The sequence below is a fragment of the Dyella japonica DSM 16301 genome, assembly GCF_001010355.1.
GTDB classification, from domain to species: Bacteria; Pseudomonadota; Gammaproteobacteria; order Xanthomonadales; family Rhodanobacteraceae; genus Dyella; species Dyella japonica.
Genome location: NZ_JPLA01000001.1, coordinates 1 through 20,012, shown reverse-complemented (window position 1 = coordinate 20,012; position 20,012 = coordinate 1). Strand labels below are relative to the sequence as shown.

The following is a 20,012-nucleotide window of genomic DNA, read 5'->3' as shown; positions in this document are numbered from 1 at the left end:
CAAGTCACCGGCGCCGGAGGCCGGGCACGATGGTGAAAATTACCGCCCTGGAAACGTTCGACGTGCGTTTTCCGACGTCGCTGGCGCACGACGGCTCGGATGCCATGAATCCGGATCCCGACTACTCCGCCGCCTACGTCGTGCTCAAGACCGATGCCCCCGATGACCTGGCCGGTTACGGGCTGGTGTTCACCATCGGGCGCGGCAACGACATCCAGACCACCGCACTGGCGGCGCTCCGGCCCATGGTGGTCGGCCGCGCAGTCGAGGACATCGTCAATGATCTCGGCGCATTCGCACGCCAGCTCACTGGCGATTCCCAGCTGCGCTGGCTGGGCCCCGAGAAGGGCGTGATGCATATGGCGATCGGTGCGGTAATCAATGCCGCATGGGACCTGGCCGCGCGCAGGGCGCGCAAGCCGGTCTGGCGCTTCATTGCCGACATGACGCCTGAGCAACTGGTCGCACAAATCGATTTCCGTTACCTCACGGATGCGCTGACGCCTGACCAGGCGCTGGCCATGCTGCGCGCGGCCGAGCCGCACAAGCAGGCCCGCATCGCGCAGTTGGAGACCGAGGGCTACCCTGCCTACACCACCTCGCCCGGCTGGCTCGGCTATACCGACGAGAAGATGCAACGTCTCGCCAGGAAAGCCGTGACGGATGGCTTTCGCACCATCAAGCTCAAGGTCGGGCTGCGCATGGAGGACGATCTGCGACGCTGCCGTCTGGCGCGCGAAGCGGTGGGCCCGGACATTGCCATCGCCGTGGACGCCAACCAGCGCTGGGACGTCCAGACGGCCATCGAGTGGCTCAAGCCGCTGAAGGACATCGGCCTGGCCTGGGTCGAGGAGCCGACCAACCCCGACGACGTGCTCGGCCATGCAGCGATCCGTCGCGGCGTCTCGCCCATCCCCATCTCCACCGGCGAGCACGGCCAGAATCGCGTATTGTTCAAGCAGCTGCTGCAGGCCCAGGCGGTCGACCTGATCCAGATCGATGCGGCGCGCGTGGGCGGCGTGAACGAGAATCTCGCCATCCTGTTGTTGGCGGCTCATTTCGGCGTGCGCGTGTTTCCTCATGCCGGCGGCGTGGGATTGTGCGAACTGGTGCAGCACCTGGCCATGGCCGACTTTGTGGCCATCACCGGCAAGAAGGAGGATCGTGCGATCGAATTCGTCGACCATCTGCACGAGCATTTCGTGGAACCGGTGACGATCGCGGCCGGGCGCTACCTCGCGCCGACGGCACCGGGTTTCTCCGCGCGCATGCACGAAGCCTCGATCCGCGACCATCTCTACCCTGACGGCATCGTGTGGAAGAACGCGCCCAAGACGGCGGTGGGGTAAACCATGAAGACGCCCGTGACGAACATCGCCGACCTCCGCGAGATCGCGCGTCGGCGCGTGCCACGGGCCTTCTTCGAGTACGCCGACCGCGGCTCCTACGATGAAGTGACGCTGCGCGAAAACCGGCGCGCCTTCGAGCGCCTGCAGCTGCGTCAGCGCGTGATGCAGAACGTGGACCACCGTTCACTGGGAACCACCATCCTCGGCTCACCGGTCAGCATGCCGCTGGCCATTGCACCGACCGGACTGACCGGGCTGCAGCATGGCAGCGGCGAGATCCTCGGTGCGCGCGCGGCGGCCGAAGCGGGCATTCCGTTCTGCCTGAGCACCGTGTCCATCTGCTCGATCGAGCAGGTGCGCGCCGCCTGCGATACGCCGTTCTGGTTCCAGGTCTACGTGATGCGCGACCGCGGCTTCACCCGCGAGCTGATCCGCCGCGCCCGTGCCGCCGAGTGCTCCGCCCTGATGCTGACGGCCGATCTCACCGTGCAGGGCCAGCGTCATCGCGAAATCAAGAATGGCCTTTCGGTGCCGCCCAAGGTGACGCTGCGCAATATCTTCGACATCGCCAGCAAGCCGCGCTGGGCGTGGAGCGTATTGAAGGCGCCGAGCCGCTCGTTCGGCAATCTGGATGGACGCATTCAAGGTGCTGACAGCCTGACCACGCTGGCGCAATGGATCGCCAACCAGTTCGACCCGACCTTGAACTGGAACGACCTGGCCTGGATCCGCGAGGAGTGGCCAGGCAAGCTGATCATCAAGGGCATCCTCGATCCCGAGGATGCGCGCCTGGCCGTCGAGCACGGTGTCGATGCCATCGTGGTTTCCAATCACGGCGGTCGGCAGCTGGATGGCGCCCCTGCCACCATCGACGTGCTGCCCTCCATCGTCGATGCTGTCGCGGGCCGTATCGAAGTGCTGTTCGATAGCGGCATCACCAGCGGCCAGGATCTGATCAAGGCCTTGGCGCTGGGTGCGCGTGCCGGCCTGATCGGCAAGGCCTTTCTCTACGGACTGGGGGCCAACGGGCAACAAGGCGTGGCGCAGGCGATCGAACTGATCCGGCGCGAGCTGAGTGTCACCATGGCGCTGACCGGCCAGCGCGACGCTTCGCGCATCTCGCGCGACATCCTGTGGCGCAACGCCTGATCAGGCGACGCATTCGGCCAGATCGAAGATCCGCTGCATCGGCACCCACTTCTGCCCTGCGCCCGCCCAGGGCAGCGGCTGCTGGAACGTCGACATAAGCGCTTCCCACGCCTGCACACGCTCGCTGGCCGCATCGGCAAGGGCCTTGGCCTGGGCATCGAAATCAAGCGCCACCCGCATCAGCATCACCAGGCGCGTGCCGGTGCGGAAGATCTGCATGTCTTCGATGCCTGATGCGCGAATCGAGGCGACAATCTCCGGCCAGATATTTTCACGGCGATGCCAGTGCTCGTATTCGGCGATCAGCGCCGGATCGTCGCGCAGGTCCAGCGCCAGGCATTGCCAGCTCATGCCGGCACGCTCGCCATGGCCCGCTGCCAATGCTGTTGCGCGAACAGGAAAATCGCCACAAAACACACGGCGGGAACCAGCATGGCATGCGCGATGCCGATCCGGTCCGACACCACGCCCATGGTCGCCGTCAGCACTGCGCCGCCAACAATGGCCATCACCAGCAGGGCCGCGCCGAACTTGCGCTCATCGTCGCTCCTGCCTTCCACGCCCAGCGCGAAGATGGTCGGATACATCACCGACATGAAGAAGCTCGACGCCACCACGGCATAAACGCCCCCGCGTCCCGGCGCCAGGGCTGCCATGGCCATCAGCAGCACGTTGGCCAGCGCGAATACCGCCAGTACACGCGCCGCCTTCAGGCGCTTCATCAGCACCGCTCCTGCAAAACGGCCCACCATGAAGCAGACCAGGCCGGCAGTGACGTAGGTCGCTGCCGTCTTGTCCGCCGTGCCCGGCATCGCGGCCTCGGCATAGCGGATCAAATGGCTGAAGACGGCAACCTGTGCGCCCACATAGAAGAACTGCGCAGCCACGGCACCCAGGAACCTGCCGTCACGCAACAAGTGCCTCAGCACGCCCCGCTCGATCGCGGCGCCCTCCTTGCGCAAGGCCACTGCCGGAAATCGCGTCATGAGGATCAACACGGCCCAGAAGATCACGCCCAGGCCGATGACCAGATAAGGCATCTGCACGGCGGCGGCTTCACTCTTCATGAAGGCCTCCCTCGCATCTGCAGTCATCGCGGCGAGTTCTGCGGGCGTGTGCTGCACACCGGTAAAGATGAATTGCTGGCCGATCAGCACGCCGGCGATCGAGCCCAGCGGATTGAACGCCTGCGCCAGATTGAGGCGCGCGGCGGCCGATGAGGCAGGGCCGAGCAAGGTGACATAGGGGTTGGCCGAGGTTTCAAGAAAGGCCAGCCCGCAGGCGATCACGAACAGCGCCGCAAGAAACATCCCATACGTCGCCAGCGCCGCGGCCGGCCAGAACAGCAGGGCTCCCGCGCCATACAGGCACAGGCCCAGCACCACCGCCGACTTGTAGCCGTAGCGCCGCATATAGGCACCGGCGGGCAGCGCGACGACGAAGTACCCCAGGTAGAACGCGCCCTGCACGAGCGCCGCCTGGAAGTCTGTCAGCGTAAAGGTCTTCTTGAACTGCGCCACCAACACATCGTTGAGGTTGTTGGCCACACCCCAGAGAAAGAAAAGACTTACGATCAAGACCAGGGGCAAAAGCGGGACCCTCTCCCGAAAGCGACCACCCGCCGTGTTCGGCGCGGCTTGTGGGTGCATAGATGTCATCCTCCGGCCGTTGGCGAGTGTCCGCCCATCTGCCCAGGGCGCAACAATTGTGCAAATATGAACTTATAGTTTATATGTACCACAAGTTGCGGCGCAGCATGGCGGGGCGCGGGGTCTCCTCAAACACCTGCCCATGGTCTGCATGACAAGCCACTCAATACCATGGACGCTTATGTCAGCAGAGTCTCCCAAATATCGCGCGCCCGCCCTCGACAAGGGATTGGACATCCTTGAACTGCTCGCGCGCGCCGTCGCACCGCTGACCATCGCGGAGATCTCCGAAGGCGTCGGCCGTTCGCGCGGCGAGATCTTCCGCATGCTCCAGGTGCTGGAAGAGCGCGACTACATCAGCCGCCCCGATGGCGAAGGCCGCTACTCGCTCACGCCGCGACTGTTCCGCTTAGGGATGGAACAACCGCCGGTGAAGAGCCTGGTGGAGACCGCCCTGCCGATCATGCATCGACTCTCGGATGACATCGACCAGTCGTGCCATCTGGTGGTCCCGTCGCAGGAGCAGATCGTTGTCATCGCGCGCGTCGATCCGCCGGGTGAAATCGGCCTGGTGGTGCGCGTGGGTCATCGCCGCCCGATCTCCCACTCCGCGTCGGGCCACGTGCTGCTGGCCTGGCAGGACGACGCCACGCGCGAGCGCTGGTTCGGCATGATGATCGAGCACGAACCGCAGCTGCGACGTCCGCCGATCGAAAAAGCGATCCGCGAGATCCGCACCGCCGGTGTTGCCACCATCGCCAGCCAGGTAGTCGATGGCGTGACCGATATTTCCGCACCGGTGATGCAGCATGATCGGGCCATCTGCGCGATCACCATCCCCTTCATCGAGCGGCGCGGCTCTTCGATGACCATGGCGACCACCACCAAGCTGCTGATCGAGGCGGCAAACGAAGTGTCCGGCGAACTGGATCATCGTTCCACGGCCTCGCTGGACAACTGACCCCTCACCCCATGCCGTTGCCGGGAAGCCTCGCCTTCCTGCAACGCCGGCCGGTTCGGACGGCCGACGTGCCAACCACGACGATGCGGAGCGCTTTGCCTTGCCCCCTTTGACCCGCCCTACCCTCGGCCTGCTGGCCGGCCTCCTGTTCGCTGGTGCAAGCCAACTCCACGCCACTCAAGTGACGCCGCTCGATGCAGGGTGGCAGTTTCGCCTGCTGCCGGGCACGCCGCAGGCGGCCAAGCATCCGGAGTCATCGGCGTGGGCCAGCGCCCACGTACCAGGCAGCGTGCAGACCGATCTGCTCACGGCCGGCAAGATCGCTGACCCGTTCTATCGCGACAACGAAGCGACGCTGCAGTGGATCGGCCTGGCCGATTGGGAATATCGCCTCGCCTTCAACGTCGATGGCGCCACGCTGAAGCAGGATCACGTCGACCTGGTGTTCGATGGCTTGGACACGTTTGCCGACGTCACGGTCAATGACAAGCCGCTGCTGAGCGCAGGCAATATGTTCCGTCGTTGGCGCGTGCCGGTGAAGGGCGTGCTGCATGCCGGCAGCAATACGCTGGTGGTCAAGCTGCATTCGCCTATCGCCAAGCTGCAGCCCTGGTTGCTCAAGCAGCCTTACGCCTTGCCTGGCGAATTCGACTCGGCCTTTGGCGATGAGCCCAAGGGCAAGCAGACCTCCAACTATGTGCGCAAGGCCAACTACCAGTACGGCTGGGATTGGGGTCCGCGTTTCGTCACGCTCGGCATCTGGCAGCCGGTGCGTCTGGAAAGCTGGACCGATGCGCGCCTGGAGGATTTCCACATCGCCCAGCCGCACGTAGACGCGGACAAGGCGGACCTTGCGGCAGAAGTCTCGTTGCAGGCAGGCAAGCCTGGTCCTGCGCACATCGCACTGAGCTGGACGGCGCCGGATGGCAGCCACGGCGAGACGGCGCAGGATGTCACGCTCACGGCAGGCGACAACACTGTGCGCCTGCCGTTTGCCATCGACCATCCCGAACGCTGGTGGCCCTTGGGCTACGGCAAGCAGAATCTCTATCGCTTCCATGTCGACGTGCAGCGTGGCAACAGCACACTCGCCAGCGCCGATCGCAGCAGCGGTTTGCGCAGCGTCGAGCTGCGCCGCGACCGTGATCAGTGGGGTCGCGGCTTCGCCTTCGTGGTCAACGGCGTGCCGATCTTTGCCAAGGGCGCCGACCTCATCCCCACCGACAGCTTTCCCGAGCGCACCACGCCCGAGCAGCTGCGCAAGCTGCTGACATCCACCCGCGACGCCAACATGAACATGTTGCGCATGTGGGGCGGCGGCTATTACCAGAGCGATACGTTCTACGACCTGGCCGACCAGCTGGGCATCATGATCTGGCAGGACTTCATGTTCGGCGGCGCGATCACGCCTTACGATCCGGCGTTCCGCGAGAACGCGCGGATCGAGGCGGTGGAACAGGTGCGCCGCCTGCGCAACCATCCCAGCATCGTGCTGTGGTGTGGCAACAACGAGGTGCAGACGGGCTGGGAGTCCTGGCCTGATCGCGAGGATTTCAAGAAGAGCATCAGCACCGACGAGCGCCAGCGCATCGAAAACGGCATGCGCGAACTCTTCGGCAGCACGCTGCGCGAGGTGGTGAAAGCCAACGATGCCGACGTGCCGTACTGGGCCAGCTCGCCCAGCACCGATTTCGATGGCGAAGCCAACGTGCTCAACGATGGCGACTACCACTACTGGAAAGTGTGGTCGGGCTCCGAGCCGATCGAGCACTACCTGGATGTCGCGCCGCGCTTCCAGTCCGAATACGGCCTGCAGTCGTTCCCGGTGATGGCCACCATCGAAAGCTTCGCCACGCCCGCCGACATGACGCCGAACTCGCCGGTGATGCGCGCGCACCAGAAGTTTGCCAACGGCAATGGCAACGACCGCCTGCTGCTCTATATCCGCGGCAACTACGGCGAACCGAGGGACTTTGCTTCGTTCGTCTATCTCAGCCAGCTGATGCAGGCCGAGGGCATCGAGTTGGCCGCCGAGCATCTGCGCAGTGCGCGGCCGCAGAGCATGGGCTCGCTCTACTGGCAGCTCAACGATGTGTGGCCGGGCCCGTCCTGGTCCAGCCTCGACTATTTCGGTCGCTGGAAGGCGCTGCAGTACCACGCCAGGCGCTTCTACGCGCCGGTGGATGTGGTGCCGATTCGTCGTGACGGCCACACCACGGTCCATCTCGTCTCCGATCGCACGGCGCCGTTCAAGGCTGTGCTGCGCACGCGTCTCTACGACATGGCAGGCAAACGCCTGAGCGAAAGCAGCAAGCCAGTGGACGCTGCCGCGCTCAGCAGCATTGCGGTTGGTGACTTCAGCGATGTGGACCTGCTGCACGGGGCGAGCCCGGCACACAGCGTCGCCTCCTTCGACGTGATCGAGAACGGCGAGGTGATTGCCCACCACCTGCTCTATTTCGGACTGGCAAAGACCTTGGCGCTGGCTCAGCCCGGCCTCACGGCAGACTGGCACCAGGCCGGCAACGACCTCGTGGTCACCGTTCGGGCCAAACAGCTGGCGCGTGGCGTCTGGCTGGATTTCGGCAATATCGACGCCACGCTTTCCGACAATGCGTTTGACTTGCTGCCTGGCGAGCACATCGACATCACCATCACGAGTACGGCGGGCGCGGCGCAACTGAAGGCAGCGCTCAAGCTGACCTCGCTGGTCGACGCCGTGCAGGCGCAGGCCAAGCCATGAGGACCACGCGACGCGACCTGCTCAAATGGATGGCGATGGCGCCGGCAGCAGCCCTGCTGTCGAACAGTGTCCTGGCTGGCGCCAGCAAGACTGTCTTCGCAAGCAAGCGTCCGCCGGTGAGCCAACGCAAGTTCACCAGCGCCGCCGTTGAAAAGCTGATCGCCACCACCAAGGCGCGCATCGGCGATCCCGAACTGGCGTGGCTGTTCGAGAACTGTTTCCCGAACACGCTCGACACCACCGTCCAGGTGGGCACGCTGCGCGGCAAGCCCGATACCTTCGTGGTCACCGGCGACATCGACGCCATGTGGATGCGCGATTCCTCGGCGCAGGTGTGGCCCTATGTGCAGCTGGCCAGTCAGGACAAGGCCTTGCAGCAGCTGTTTCGCGGGCTGATCCATCGCCATGCGCTGTGCATCAGCATCGATCCCTATGCCAATGCCTTCATGCCCGACCCGGGCGCGAAGTCGAACCTGGAGTGGGCGCAGCACGACCTCACCGACATGCGTCCCGGCGTGGCCGAGCGCAAATGGGAGATCGATTCGCTGTGCTACCCGATCCGCTTGGCGCACGGCTACTGGAAGGCCACCGGCGACACGGCGCCCTTCGATGATGACTGGCACGCCGCCATGCGCATCGTGCTCAGGACCTTCCGCGAGCAGCAGCGCAAGGATGGCCCGGGACCGTACCACTTCCAGCGCACCTCGCCGACGCCCAGCGAATCGCAGTTCCTGCAGGGTTACGGCAACCCGACGCGACCGGTCGGCATGATCCACGCGATGTTCCGTCCCTCGGACGATGCGACGGTCTACCCCTTCAACATCCCGGGCAACCTGTTCGCTGCAACGAGCCTGCGCCAATTGGCCGAAATGTTGCGCGCCATACGTCATGACGACAGCACCGCTGGCGAGTGCATCGCGCTGGCCGATGAAATCCAGCGCGCCGCCGAAACGCACGGCGTCATCCATGGCGAGCAAGGCGACTACTGGGCGTATGAAGTCGATGGCTACGGCAACCAGCTGTTCATGGATGACGCCAACGTGCCCAGCCTGCTTGCCCTGCCCTATCTCGGCGCCTGCGCGCAGGTCGATGCGCGTTATCAGCGCACGCGCTCGCAGGCGTGGAGCACGCGCAACCCCTACTTTTTCCAGGGGCGTGCCGCGTCGGGCATCGGCGGTCCGCACGAAGGGCTGCGCATGATCTGGCCGATGTCGATCATGCTGCGCGCCTTCACCAGCAACGATGCGGCGGAAATTTCCCAGTGTGTCGCCTGGCTCAAGGCCACGCATGCCGGCACCGGCTTCATGCATGAGGCCTTCGACCAGGACGATCCCGCCAAATTCACGCGCTCGTGGTTTGCCTGGGCCAACACCTTGTTCGGCGAGCTGATCGTGACGCTCGCCGATCGCCATCCGCAGGTGCTGCGCAAGGCGTAGTCACCCAACCATCCATCCGGCCGACCCCGCGGCCAACGTTTTGCTTTGAGGAGTCAGATCATGGTTAGCCGTCGTCGTTTTCTGCAAGGCATGGCCGCACTAGGTGTTCTTGGTAGTGGCGCCAACGCGCTGCCGGCGTTCCCGGCCGCCGCGGGCAAGAAGACGGCGCTCGCTGAAAGCGTGTCGCAACATGTCGACGTGTTCGTGGGTACGGGCGGCCACGGCCACACTTATCCCGGCGCCACGATGCCGTTCGGCATGATGCAGCTCAGCCCCGACACCAATGACTCGCAATGGGACGGCAGCTCGGGCTATCACCAGGGCGACGGTTCGATCATGGGTTTCTCGCATACCCATCTGTCGGGCACGGGCGCCGCCGACATGCTCGATGTGCTGGTGGTGCCCGCCATGGGGCCCGTGCTGTTGCAGCCGGGCGACCGCGACTACGACGGCGTCAACTACCACTCGCGCTATGACGGCGTGCACGCCGGCCAGGGTGGCGAGCGCAAGGGCTACAAGACCCACGTCAAGGGCTATCGATCGCACTACACCGGAGAGCAGGCACGACCGGGCTATTACCGCGTGCAACTGACGGACAGCCACGTGCTCGCGGAGCTGACCGCGACGGAACGCGCCGGCATCCATCGCTACACCTTCCAGCAAGCGGGCGAGGCGCATCTGCTGGTGGACTTCGCCCATGGCTTCCACGACGACCCGAAGAAGCCGGCCAGCGTCACCGACGCCGAACTGAAACTGGTGGGCAATGACACCCTGGTCGGTGCGCGGCGCGTGCACCAGTGGGCCAACGGGCGCCACATCTATTTCGCGCTGAAGGTCTCGCGGCCGTTCAAGCGCGGCACGCTGTACGCCGACGATACCGCACTGACCGATGGCGCCACGCAGGCCAAGGGCACCAACCTCAAGGCCGCGCTGTTCTACGACAAGCTCGATGACGCACCGCTGCTGGTCAAGGTCGGCATCTCCGGCGTCGATATCGAAGGCGCCCTGCGCAACCTGATGACCGAGATCCCCGCCTGGGATTTCGATGGCGTGCAAGCTACCGCGGAAGCCTCATGGGAGCGCGAACTCAGCCGCATCCGCATCGAGTCGTCGTCGGACGATATCCGGCGCACCTTCTACAGCGCGCTTTATCACACCATGCTGGCGCCCACGCTGTTCAGCGACGTGGACGGCCGTTATCGCGGCATGGACATGAAGGTGCATCAATTGCCCAAGGGCCAGCACAACTACAGCACCTACTCGCTGTGGGATACCTATCGCGCCGAGCATCCGCTGTTCACGCTATACCAACCCGAGCGCGTGCCCGATCTCGTCAACGGCCTCGTGCGCATGGCGCAGGAAAGCCCCGCCGGCCCGCCGGTGTGGCCGCTGCAGGGCATCGAGACGGTCTGCATGATTGGCTACCACTCGGCAGTCGTCATCGCCGAGGCGCAAGCCAAGGGCTTCACCGGCATCGACTATGCGGCCGCCTGGCCGGTGTTCCGCAAACGGGCGATGGAGGACGACTACTTCGGCCTGCCCGAGTATCGCAAGCGCGGCTATATCCCCAGCGATGTCGAAAGCGAAGCCGTCAGCAAGACGCTCGAGTATGCGTACGACGACTGGGTGATGGCGCACTACGCGGAGAAGCTCGGCCATCACGACGATGCCGTTGCGCTCAAGGCGCGTTCGCAGAACTACCGCAACGTGTTCGACAAGGCCGTGAACTTCGCGCGTCCGCGCGGCAGCGACGGCAAATGGCTGGAGCCGTTCGATCCGCGCGCCATCGGGCATTCGGCGAAGTGGCGCGACTTCACCGAATCCAATGCGTGGCAGGCGACCTTCCTCAACCAGCACGACGTCTACACCTACATGGCGATGTTCGGTGGCGCCAGGGCCTTCGAGCAGAAACTGGACCAGCTCTTCACCACCGATTCCGAATTGCCGGCGGACGCACCGCCGGATATCGCCGGCATGGTCGGCCAGTTCGCCTTCGGCAATGAGCCGGGCCACCACATGCCCTACCTCTACGCGTACACCGGTGCCCACCACAAGACCCAGGCGCGCGTGCGCATGCTGCTGGAAACGATGTATCTGCCCGACCCTGACGGCCTGCCCGGCAACGAGGATTGCGGCCAGATGAGCGCCTGGTATGTGATGAGCGCGCTCGGCCTGTACGCCGTGGATCCGGTGAGCACGCACTACGTCTTCGGCAGCCCGCTGCTGGAGCGTGCCGAAGTCCAGCTGGCTGGCGGCAAGCGACTGATCGTGCAGACCCAGGGCAATGGCAAGGGCCGTCCGTATATCCAGTCGGTGAGCTGGAACGGCAAGCCGTGGACCAAGAGCTGGATCACGCATGCCGAGCTGACTGCCGGTGGCACCTTGCTATTCCAGATGAGCGACCAGCCCAACCCGGCGTTTGGCGCAGCGCTGGCGGACCGACCGCCGAGCTTCGGCGCGCAGGCGGATGCATGAGTCAATGCACTTGCTGCCACGTCTACTCATGACCGAGCACGCTGTGCGGGCGGTACGGGGCCTCCAGTTGCGCGCACTCATCCGCGGTCAACGTCAATGAGAGTGCCTCAATAGCCTGCTCCAGATGCGACATGCGTGTGGCGCCCACGATGGGCGCCGTCACGCCCGGCTGACGCAGCAGCCACGCGAGGGCCACCTGCGCCTGCGGCCTGCCTCGCGCGGAGGCCAACGTTGTCACAGCATCGACCACACAATAGTCGTCTTCGCTGTAGTAGAGACTTTGCCCAAAGGCATCATGCGTGGCGCGCACCGTCATCGCCTCGCTGCGCGAGCGCGCCAGGAAGCCGCGTGCCAAGGGACTCCACGGCATCACGCCGACGCCCTCGAAACGGCACAGTGGCAGCATCTCCCGCTCGTCTTCGCGATAGGCGAGGTTGTAGTGATTCTGCATGGAAACAAAGCGGGCCCATCCATGCCGCTCCGACGTCATCAGCGCGCGCTGGAATTGCCAGGCGTACATGCTGGACGCCCCGATATAGCGCACCTTGCCCGACCTCACGATATCGTTGAGCGCTTCGAGCGTCTCCTCCAGCGGCACCTCATCGTCCCAGCGATGAATCTGGTAGAGGTCGACGTAGTCCATGCCCAGGCGCTTCAGCGAGGCATCGATCGCGTCGAAAAGGTGCTTGCGCGACAGGCCGCGGTCGTTCGGTCCGGGACCGGTCGGATAGTAAGCCTTGGTCGCCACTACTACCTCCTCACGACGGGCAAAGTCCCGCAGGGCGCGACCCAGTACGCGCTCGCTTTCGCCGCTGGAATACATGTCGGCGGTATCGAAGAAATTGATGCCGTGCTCCAATGCATGCTGGATGATGGGCCTGCCCTCCTCCTCACCGAGGATCCATGCCTTCGCCTGCGGGCTGCCGTAACTCATGGCGCCAAGGCACAGGCGTGACACCTTCAATCCGCTGCGACCAAGCTGTACGTATTGCACTGCGCCTCCGCTCAAGCCGTAGGCCGATGCAGCGCCACGCCGGCCACCACCAGCGCGACGGCAGCCAGTTCAACCACTGAGGGCACCTGCCGTAGCACGATGACCCCGATGATCACAGCCGTTGCCGGCAGCAAGGCCACGAACAGCGCGTACGTCGATCGAGGCAGCCGCCGCATGGCCAGTTGATCGAACACATAAGGAATCACCGATGAGCTGATGCCCACCGCACAGCCGGCAGCCAAGGCGATCGGATCCAGCAGGGCCGAAGCGGCCTCGCTCAGCCCCAGTGGCGAAATCAGCAAGCCCGCCACGATCATCGACGCCCCCAAGCGATCGATCGGACTGGTTGCGGGATCGGAACGGGAGACCGCGTGCGCCAGCACGATATACAAGGTGAACAGCAGCGCATTGGCGAAGGCCCAGAGGAATGCCTGCGGCGAGCCTGCAAAACGCAGCTCGGTCAACAGGTACACGCCGGCGACGGTCAGCGCCAGCGCTGCAAGATTGCGCAGCGAACGCGCCCCCATCAACGCCAACGCCACCGGCCCCATGAACTCGATCGCCGCGACGGTGCCCAGCGGGAGTTCGGCGATGGCGCGATAGAAGCAATAGTTCATGGTGGCAAAAACGCCGCCCAGCGCGAGCATAGTCCCTTGCGCGCCGCGCGTTGCGGCGAAGAATGCCTTCCACGGCTTTCGCCACACGGCGAACACGAGTGCCGCCGACACGATGCGCAGCCATGCCACGCCCGCCACCGGCACCCGCGCAAACAGCAGGACGGCGAACGAGGGGCCCAGATAGTGAAAGATCGCGCTGCCGACGAAGAATGCGTAGGGAGGCACGCGATCGGCCAGGCTCAGTGCATCGGAATCCGTCTTACCAGTCAATGCATTCATGATGGTGAGACTTATACGCCGCCAATTATCACCTGTCAAAACGAAATAGCTGGTAATATGAATGCATGGACGCACTCAACCTCGATCCCGGCAGCTACGGTGGCACTTACAAGCTGGTAGGTGGCCGCCCCAGTCTCGACTTCATCAATACGGTCAGCTGGCCTGAGACGGAGCGTGAGCACGACTGGCTGTCGTCGGCGGAGAATGCGAAGCGATGGTTTGCCGCAGTGGGCCTGCCCTTCCCGCGCAGCAAGGAGGTCGACCTGTCCGCCTTGCACGCGACGCGACGGATGCTGGCGTCGGCACTTCGGCCACTGGCACATGGCGAACAGGCGACGGCCAGCGCCATCGCCACCATCGGCAAAGCGGCCGGCCACGCCTACCAGGCACGCCTGATCGATCCCCAAACGCTCACCTGGCATTGGCCCGCGCCACGCAGCGCGACCGAGGCGCTGTCGCCCATCCTGCTCGATGCGGCGGAACTGCTGACCAGCGGCACGCATGAGCGCCTGCGCTTCTGCCCTTCCTGCGACTGGCTGTTCGAAGACCAGACACGCAACGGCCAGCGTCGATGGTGTGACATGGCGGACTGCGGCAGTCGCGACAAATCGCGCAGGTACTATCAACGTTCTAAACATTGATGCTTGCGCGATGCGCAGGCACCGCACGACGGATCACCTGATCGCCCCGTGCGGTCCTGTCCGGTGCGCTCAGTGGTCGACGAGCTCCTGGAAAAGATAGCCATGCCCTCGCAGCGTGAGCAGCGGAAACTGCACGCCCGAGGCCGCCTGCGCCTTGCGTCGCAGACGGTGGATCATCATTTCGATGCGCTTGGGTTCGAAGTCGTGGACGTCGCGCCGCAAGGCGTCGATCAGCTCGTCACGCGATACAGGGCGATCGCGGCTGGCCATGAGGATGCGCAGTATGCATCGCTCCGGCGCGGTGAGCGGCACAGCCTTGCCCGCTGGTGTGCTCAGGCACCAGTCTTCGGTGTCCAGTTGCCACTTGCCGGAATGGGCGGCGGCCTGCAGATCCCTCTCCTCGATCGCCATCCGGCGCCCGAGGCTGTGTAGCGTGGCAGCCAGGATTTCCACGTCGACGGGCTTGGCCAGAAAGGCGTCCGCGCCATGTGCCAACGCAGCCACGTGCCCACTGGCATTGCCGTCGGCGGTAATCATCACCACGCCCAGATTGGACAACTCTCGCAGATTGGCCAGCACGCTGATGCCGTCTTCCCCGGGCAGGCCAACGTCGAGCACTACCATATCCATGTCCTTGGCCAGCATCGCTCGATAGAGCTCCGCTGCTGTCGCCACGCCCGTCACCTCGAAGCCGAAATAGCGCAGGCCGGGAACCAGGATGCCTTCTCTCAGTTGCGTGTCGTCCTCCAGGATGGCGATGCGCCAGGCACGGTCGGGCGCGAAACGGGTGTCGTAAGTCGTGGATGTCATGCGCTTCACGGTGGTTCAAAAAGCGCCGCGGCCGACCTCCTTGTCAGCCGGACGCAACATGCACGGACCAGCGGGTCGCGCCCGATGGTCCGCAGGGGTTACATCGAGTACGAAGCCAGCAGGCTCAGGCCGCTATAAGCCGCCACGCCGACGATGCGGATGTAGTACGTGGTGGTGGCAGGCTTGGCGATCACGGCGGTTTCGGTATTGCCCGGACGCGCCGAGGTCACGTCCGCATCGCTGCCGTTCGTTGCCGGCGCTGCACCGGCCTTGACGTACATCGTCACGTCACCGCTGCCGCCGAAGCTGCGCAGGCTGAGGTTCTTGGCGCCTGCCGGCACCACGATCGAATAGACGGCCGAGGTACCGGCCGCGCCCGACTGGCCCGTCAGCGTGGTGTTCGCAGTGAGCGTGGTGGCGCTTCCGTCGCCGCCACCGCCGGTCGAGCCGGCGACAGCCAGTTCAACGGCCGCATAAGCGTCCAGGATGCCGGCACCGATCGGATGATCTTCGGTCACCGGGAACGGACGGGCGCTCGACGTCAGGATGGTCTTGATCTGCGCCGGGGTGGAAGCCGCGATGCCCGCATCCTTTTCCGCGGCGAGGATCATCGCGATCGTGCCCGAGACATGTGGCGTCGCCTGCGAAGTGCCGGCCATGCCGCCGTAAGTGGCGGTGGTCGGCACGGTTGCGCCGGCATTGATGCTCGACCACACGAAGCCGGTCGGATTGGCCTGCGTGCCGCTGGATGCATCGTTGGCATAGATGCCGCCACCCGGTGCGGAGATGGTCACGCCTGTGCCGTAGTTGGAGTAGAACGCGCGCTTGCCCGTGATGCCGTTGGAGGCCACCGAGATCACACCCGGGCAGCTGGCAGGGCTGAAACCGCTGGCGTCTTCGTTGCTGTTGCCCGCCGCCACCACCACGGTGGTGCCGCGCGACAGGGCGCCGGCAATCGCCGTACCGAACGCATCGTCGGCGGCACAGACGCCCTGGCCACCCAGGCTCATGCTGATCACCTGCGCGACGTTCTGGTTATCGGGCACGCCATCCACGTGGCCGCCCGATGCCCAGGTGATGGCGTCGGAGATATCCGAGGTATAGCCGCCGCAGTGGCCGAGCGCACGCACGGGCAGCACACGTGCCGCGTGGGCGATACCCGCCATGCCCGTGCCGTTGTTGGTCAGCTCGGCGATGGTGCCGGACACGTGCGTACCATGCCAGCTGCTGGCCTCGCCCGGGTCGCCCGCATCCAGGCAGCCCGCATACGTGCTGCCCGTGGTCCAGTCGCCCAGGTCCCAGCCACCGGCGGCGCGGCCATCGGCGGCACGGCCCGAGACCAGCGCATCGGAAATGAAGTCATAGCCGGCATCAGCCAGCGATTCGTCAAGATCCGGATGCGCGGTGATGCCCGTGTCGATCACGGCCACGATAACGCCGGTGCCGTCGGCAACGGTCCACGCCTTTTCGACATCCGCCGAACCCTTGTTGGTACTGCTGAGCGGCTGGAAGTGCCACTGATTGCTGGCGTAGTAGCCGTCGTTCGGCGCGCCGGACAGCAGGTCCTGCGCCTTCGCCGCCTGCGTTTTGGACGTCTGGGTGGCCAAGGCCTGGGTCGCCGGGATATCGCGCACGAGGCGCATCATCACGTCGGGCTCGACATGGGCCACCGACGGATCGGCAGCGATCTGCGACATGAACTGCGACGCCTCGGTCGCGCTCAGCTTGCGCGAGGTATGCATCACGTGCGCACCCGTGCCGAGCTTGCGCAGATGACTGACAGCCAAAGCGGCCTTGCCGTTGCCCATGCGCGCGGCGGCGGCGCTGACATTCTGCGTGGCGGCCGTAGCGTTGAGATTTTCCGTCGTGCCGTTGCGATACGTCACGATGAAACGATCAAAGGTCTGCTGCGAACGTCCCTGCAAAACACGCAGGTTGATCTTGGCGGCGACATCGGCCGACACGGTGTCGGCATGGGCAATGGGCAGGGCCAGCGCGAGCGCCGCGGCAAGGGCGCAGGTCTGGAAAGGTTTGAACTTGAACATGGTGTCTCCCCGGTAATGCATGAAGTGGACGATGGGTCCGGAAGTCATCGGCGCCCGCCCGACCCGACAGGGCAAGTCGGGTGGCGCCGATGAAGTGCGTGGAACGAGCCGGCTTACCAGCCGAAGCTGACGCCGACCGAGGCCGACGATTCACCGCCTCCTGCGATGGAGCCGCCGACGAGCACGGCGCCGTTGGACGGCAACGTGTGCGAGTAACCCACCGCCAGGGCGCCCTGCCCGTTATAGCCACCGGCGGCGGCACTGACGCGGTTGGGTGTGTTCTGCGCGGCGGCGATGGCACCTGCCATGCCGGCCATCGCCGAACCCATGGCGCCCACGCGGTCGACTCGCGTGTTGACCTGATGGAACTGCTGGTTCACCTGATCCTTGAACGAGTTGAAGCTGTCGTTCGTCACCAGGTTGTTGAGCTTGCTGTCGGTGTACGCGTTGGCACTGCTCAGCGTGGTCTGGTCACCGGCGTCCGCATAGGTCTTGGCGGCGGCAATGGCTTGCGCGGTCGCGGAGTCGAGCTGGTTCTTGTTCACCGCATCCGTGGCCGATGTGCCGGCGGCGACATTGGTGATCTGACGCTCGGCGCCCGCACTACCCACTGACACGCTGTTGGCCCGATCGGCCACCGAATTGGCGCCGAGCGCCACCGCGTTGGCCGCCGTGGCGCTCGCGCCCTGGCCCACTGCCGTGCTGGAGGCGGCGGTCACATTGGCGTCCGCACCCACCGCGACGGCATTGGTGGCTGCCGCCGATACCGTGGCGTTGTTGCCGATCGCCACGCTGCCATCGGCACCGATCTTGGCGTTGGTGCCAAGCGCGGTGTCACGCGTGTCCTGCGCATGGCTGCCGTTGCCGACGGCCAGGCCGGCGCCGTCGCCCGACGGCACGCTGCCGCCACTGGTCGCGGCCGGTGTGCTGGCCAGCCCATCAATACGCGTATTGATTGTGCTGATGTCGGTGAGTGCACCCGTCATGCTCTTGTCGAGTGCGGACAAGGCATCGCCCACGTTCGAATACGGATTGCCCTGCACGATGAAGCTGGGCGCCGTGATCATGCCGTTGCTACCCATCGCCACACCACCGCCGATAACGGAAGCGATCGAGCCGAGCTGCCCGACATTGACGGCCTCGTCGGCATTCACGCCCGCGGCGACATGACCCAGCACGGTGCCGTTGGAACCACCGAGGGTGATCTTCGAGTGATCCGTGTCGTCGTACGTCACTGCGCTCAGCGTGCTGCCGGTGTTGCTGACCAGACCTGCGTCGCGCAACTGCGCCACGTTCACAGCATCGGTGTCGGACGTGCCGGCCGCGACGTTGGTGATCTGGCGTTCGCTGCCGACGGCACCCACCGAGACGGCATTGGCGCGATCCGCAATCGAGTTGGATCCCAGGGCAACACTGTTGATGCCCGTGGCCCTCACCTTTGCGCTGGCGCCGATGGCTGTGCCGTTGGTGGCCGCCAGGGCGACGCTGGAGGCCTGGCCAATGGCCGTGCCAAAGTCAGCGAAGCCAGTAGCGCCGGCACCCACGGCGGTGGCGTCTCTGCCTGGCGTGGAGGTGTGCGAACCCACGGCGGTCGAGTAGTTGCCCACAGACTTGGCGCTGCCGCCAATCGCCGAGGAGGCAAAGCCTTCGGCGTCGGTAAAGTCGCCCAACGACACCGTCTCACTATTGTTGGCGCGGGCCATCAAGCCGTACGCCGATCCAAACACGCCGCTGGCGTTGGAGTTCATGCCCACGGCCACCGCGCCGATGCCCGAGGCGGACGCCGGCGCGAAGTCGCCGTTGATCGTGCCGCCAGGGCCATCGTGCGGACCGAATGCCACGTATTGGTTGGCGGCACCGATGCTCTGGTTGAGCTGCGAGACATTCACCGCATCGGTGCTGGCGGTGCCTGCAGCAACGTTGGTGATCTGCCGCTCTGCACCTACGCTGCCCACCGACACCGTATTGGCGCGGTCGGCCATCGCGTTGGAACCCAGCGCCACACTGTTGTCCGCAACAGCGGATGCGTTGTAGCCAACCGCCGAGCTGAACTGACCCGTCGCCGTGGCGCCGCTGCCGACCGCCGATGCACCTGTGCCAAGCGCAAAGCTCGCCGAACCCACCGCCGTGCTGTAATCACTCGCGGCATAGGCGTTGTTGCCGATCGCCACGCTCTGCACACCATCGGCAATCGCATTCACGCCCATCGCCTGCGCCTGGTTCTTGTCGGCGAGCGAGCCGGCGCCAATGGCGATGGAATCGCTCACGTCCAGCGTCGGATCGGTGCCGTCCGTATCCGGATTGCCGGCGGTCGCACCCACGCCGATCGCCATGTTGCGCGAACCGAAGCCGCCACCCGCCCAGGCATTGCTGCCCAGTGCCATATCGTTGGTGTATGCCGCCACGGCACCGTGACCGAGCGCCACGCTGTCCTGGCCATAACCGACACTGGCATAGCCGATCGCGGTCGCACCGTCGTATTGCGTGACCGATTCACGACCGATCGCCACCGTGCCATCGCCCTTGGCGGACGACTTGTAGCCCACCGCCACCGAACCGCTCAGCGCACCATCACCTGCGTCCTGCGAACCACCTGCGTACGAGAGCGTGCCCATCGATGTGGCGTAGTCGCCAAACGCCACGGCGCCGGCACCATAGGCATTGGAGCCCTTGCCATAGGCCCAGGTTTCCTCGTTGCCACTGCCGTGACCCGGCAGCTTGCCGTCGCCATTGGTGTCGATCCAGCCGCCGATGGCGGTCGAACCCTGGCCAATCGAATACGTACCGGTACCCAGTGCTACCGAGCCCTGACCGTAACCGACTGCATGGGTGCCGATGGCAATCGCATCGAGCGAGTTCTGCGC

At 65.1% G+C, this 20,012-nt stretch carries 14 protein-coding genes; 7 read left to right on the top strand and 7 right to left on the bottom strand.

Features of this window, described 5'->3' with window-relative positions; translation table 11 throughout:
* Positions 1-29: 29 nt before the first annotated feature.
* Together Y882_RS00070 and Y882_RS00065 are read left to right on the top strand one after the other, a co-directional pair.
* Positions 30-1,349, top strand: coding sequence for an enolase C-terminal domain-like protein (locus tag Y882_RS00070; RefSeq protein WP_046969829.1), 1,320 nt, complete (start codon positions 30-32; stop codon positions 1,347-1,349).
* Positions 1,350-1,352: 3 nt separating this feature from the next.
* Positions 1,353-2,498 (top strand): alpha-hydroxy acid oxidase, encoded by a 1,146-nt coding sequence (locus Y882_RS00065; protein ID WP_046969828.1) that lies wholly within the window; start codon positions 1,353-1,355, stop codon positions 2,496-2,498.
* On the opposite strand, the gene Y882_RS00060 is transcribed toward Y882_RS00065, so the two are convergent.
* Positions 2,499-2,849 carry an L-rhamnose mutarotase gene (locus tag Y882_RS00060; RefSeq protein ID WP_046969827.1) on the bottom strand — a complete coding sequence of 117 codons (351 nt, stop codon included), beginning with the start codon at positions 2,847-2,849 and terminating at the stop codon, positions 2,499-2,501.
* On the bottom strand, positions 2,846-4,147 hold the full coding sequence (gene fucP / locus Y882_RS00055; RefSeq protein WP_046969826.1) for an L-fucose:H+ symporter permease: 1,302 nt from the start codon (positions 4,145-4,147) through the stop codon (positions 2,846-2,848). The genes Y882_RS00060 and fucP overlap by 4 nt, the downstream gene beginning before the upstream one ends.
* Before the next feature lie 181 nt (positions 4,148-4,328).
* Between fucP and Y882_RS00050 the strand changes: the two genes are divergently transcribed.
* The 4 genes from Y882_RS00050 (at position 4,329) to Y882_RS00035 (ending at position 11,762) form a co-directional block, all read left to right on the top strand.
* Positions 4,329-5,108, top strand: a complete 780-nt coding sequence (locus Y882_RS00050; protein WP_046969825.1) for an IclR family transcriptional regulator — start codon at positions 4,329-4,331, stop codon at positions 5,106-5,108.
* A gap of 100 nt (positions 5,109-5,208) precedes the next feature.
* Positions 5,209-7,851 (top strand): beta-mannosidase, encoded by a 2,643-nt coding sequence (locus Y882_RS00045; protein WP_082120853.1) that lies wholly within the window; start codon positions 5,209-5,211, stop codon positions 7,849-7,851.
* A complete protein-coding gene (locus tag Y882_RS00040; RefSeq protein ID WP_046969824.1) occupies positions 7,848-9,287 on the top strand; it encodes a glycoside hydrolase family 125 protein in 1,440 nt (479 codons plus the stop codon). The genes Y882_RS00045 and Y882_RS00040 overlap by 4 nt, the downstream gene beginning before the upstream one ends.
* A 60-nt stretch (positions 9,288-9,347) precedes the next feature.
* On the top strand, positions 9,348-11,762 hold the full coding sequence (locus tag Y882_RS00035; protein ID WP_046969823.1) for a GH92 family glycosyl hydrolase: 2,415 nt from the start codon (positions 9,348-9,350) through the stop codon (positions 11,760-11,762).
* A gap of 22 nt (positions 11,763-11,784) precedes the next feature.
* Here Y882_RS00035 and Y882_RS00030 read toward each other — a convergent pair whose 3' ends face one another.
* Entirely contained in the window at positions 11,785-12,756 is a 972-nt protein-coding gene (locus tag Y882_RS00030) for an aldo/keto reductase (RefSeq protein WP_046969822.1), read from the bottom strand.
* Positions 12,757-12,767: 11 nt separating this feature from the next.
* Positions 12,768-13,652 carry an EamA family transporter gene (locus tag Y882_RS00025; RefSeq protein WP_046969821.1) on the bottom strand — a complete coding sequence of 295 codons (885 nt, stop codon included), beginning with the start codon at positions 13,650-13,652 and terminating at the stop codon, positions 12,768-12,770.
* Positions 13,653-13,717: 65 nt separating this feature from the next.
* Between Y882_RS00025 and Y882_RS00020 the strand changes: the two genes are divergently transcribed.
* Positions 13,718-14,293: a CGNR zinc finger domain-containing protein gene (locus tag Y882_RS00020; RefSeq protein WP_046969820.1), complete on the top strand. Its 576-nt coding sequence runs from the start codon at positions 13,718-13,720 to the stop codon at positions 14,291-14,293.
* A 69-nt stretch (positions 14,294-14,362) separates the two neighbouring features.
* Here Y882_RS00020 and Y882_RS00015 read toward each other — a convergent pair whose 3' ends face one another.
* From Y882_RS00015 to Y882_RS00005, 3 genes are all read right to left on the bottom strand, one after another.
* Complete coding sequence (locus Y882_RS00015) at positions 14,363-15,103, bottom strand: response regulator transcription factor (RefSeq protein ID WP_046969819.1); 741 nt, start codon at positions 15,101-15,103, stop codon at positions 14,363-14,365.
* Positions 15,104-15,201: 98 nt separating this feature from the next.
* On the bottom strand, positions 15,202-17,148 hold the full coding sequence (locus tag Y882_RS00010) for a S8 family peptidase (protein WP_046969818.1): 1,947 nt from the start codon (positions 17,146-17,148) through the stop codon (positions 15,202-15,204).
* 113 nt (positions 17,149-17,261) lie between these two features.
* The coding region (locus Y882_RS00005; RefSeq protein ID WP_046969817.1) for a YadA family autotransporter adhesin at positions 17,262-20,012 on the bottom strand (2,751 nt) is incomplete at its 5' end.

What these genes read in the sequence shown, in the direction of transcription:
- Y882_RS00060 (WP_046969827.1), bottom strand. Translation starts at nt 2,849, where the DNA reads ATGAGCTGGCAATGCCTGGCGCTGGACCTGCGCGACGATCCGGCGCTG.
- Y882_RS00050 (WP_046969825.1), top strand. Translation starts at nt 4,329, where the DNA reads ATGTCAGCAGAGTCTCCCAAATATCGCGCGCCCGCCCTCGACAAGGGA.
- Y882_RS00020 (WP_046969820.1), top strand. Translation starts at nt 13,718, where the DNA reads ATGGACGCACTCAACCTCGATCCCGGCAGCTACGGTGGCACTTACAAG.
- Y882_RS00040 (WP_046969824.1), top strand. Translation starts at nt 7,848, where the DNA reads ATGAGGACCACGCGACGCGACCTGCTCAAATGGATGGCGATGGCGCCG.
- Y882_RS00065 (WP_046969828.1), top strand. Translation starts at nt 1,353, where the DNA reads ATGAAGACGCCCGTGACGAACATCGCCGACCTCCGCGAGATCGCGCGT.
- Y882_RS00015 (WP_046969819.1), bottom strand. Translation starts at nt 15,103, where the DNA reads ATGACATCCACGACTTACGACACCCGTTTCGCGCCCGACCGTGCCTGG.
- Y882_RS00070 (WP_046969829.1), top strand. Translation starts at nt 30, where the DNA reads ATGGTGAAAATTACCGCCCTGGAAACGTTCGACGTGCGTTTTCCGACG.
- Y882_RS00010 (WP_046969818.1), bottom strand. Translation starts at nt 17,148, where the DNA reads ATGTTCAAGTTCAAACCTTTCCAGACCTGCGCCCTTGCCGCGGCGCTC.
- Y882_RS00035 (WP_046969823.1), top strand. Translation starts at nt 9,348, where the DNA reads ATGGTTAGCCGTCGTCGTTTTCTGCAAGGCATGGCCGCACTAGGTGTT.
- fucP (WP_046969826.1), bottom strand. Translation starts at nt 4,147, where the DNA reads ATGCACCCACAAGCCGCGCCGAACACGGCGGGTGGTCGCTTTCGGGAG.
- Y882_RS00025 (WP_046969821.1), bottom strand. Translation starts at nt 13,652, where the DNA reads ATGAATGCATTGACTGGTAAGACGGATTCCGATGCACTGAGCCTGGCC.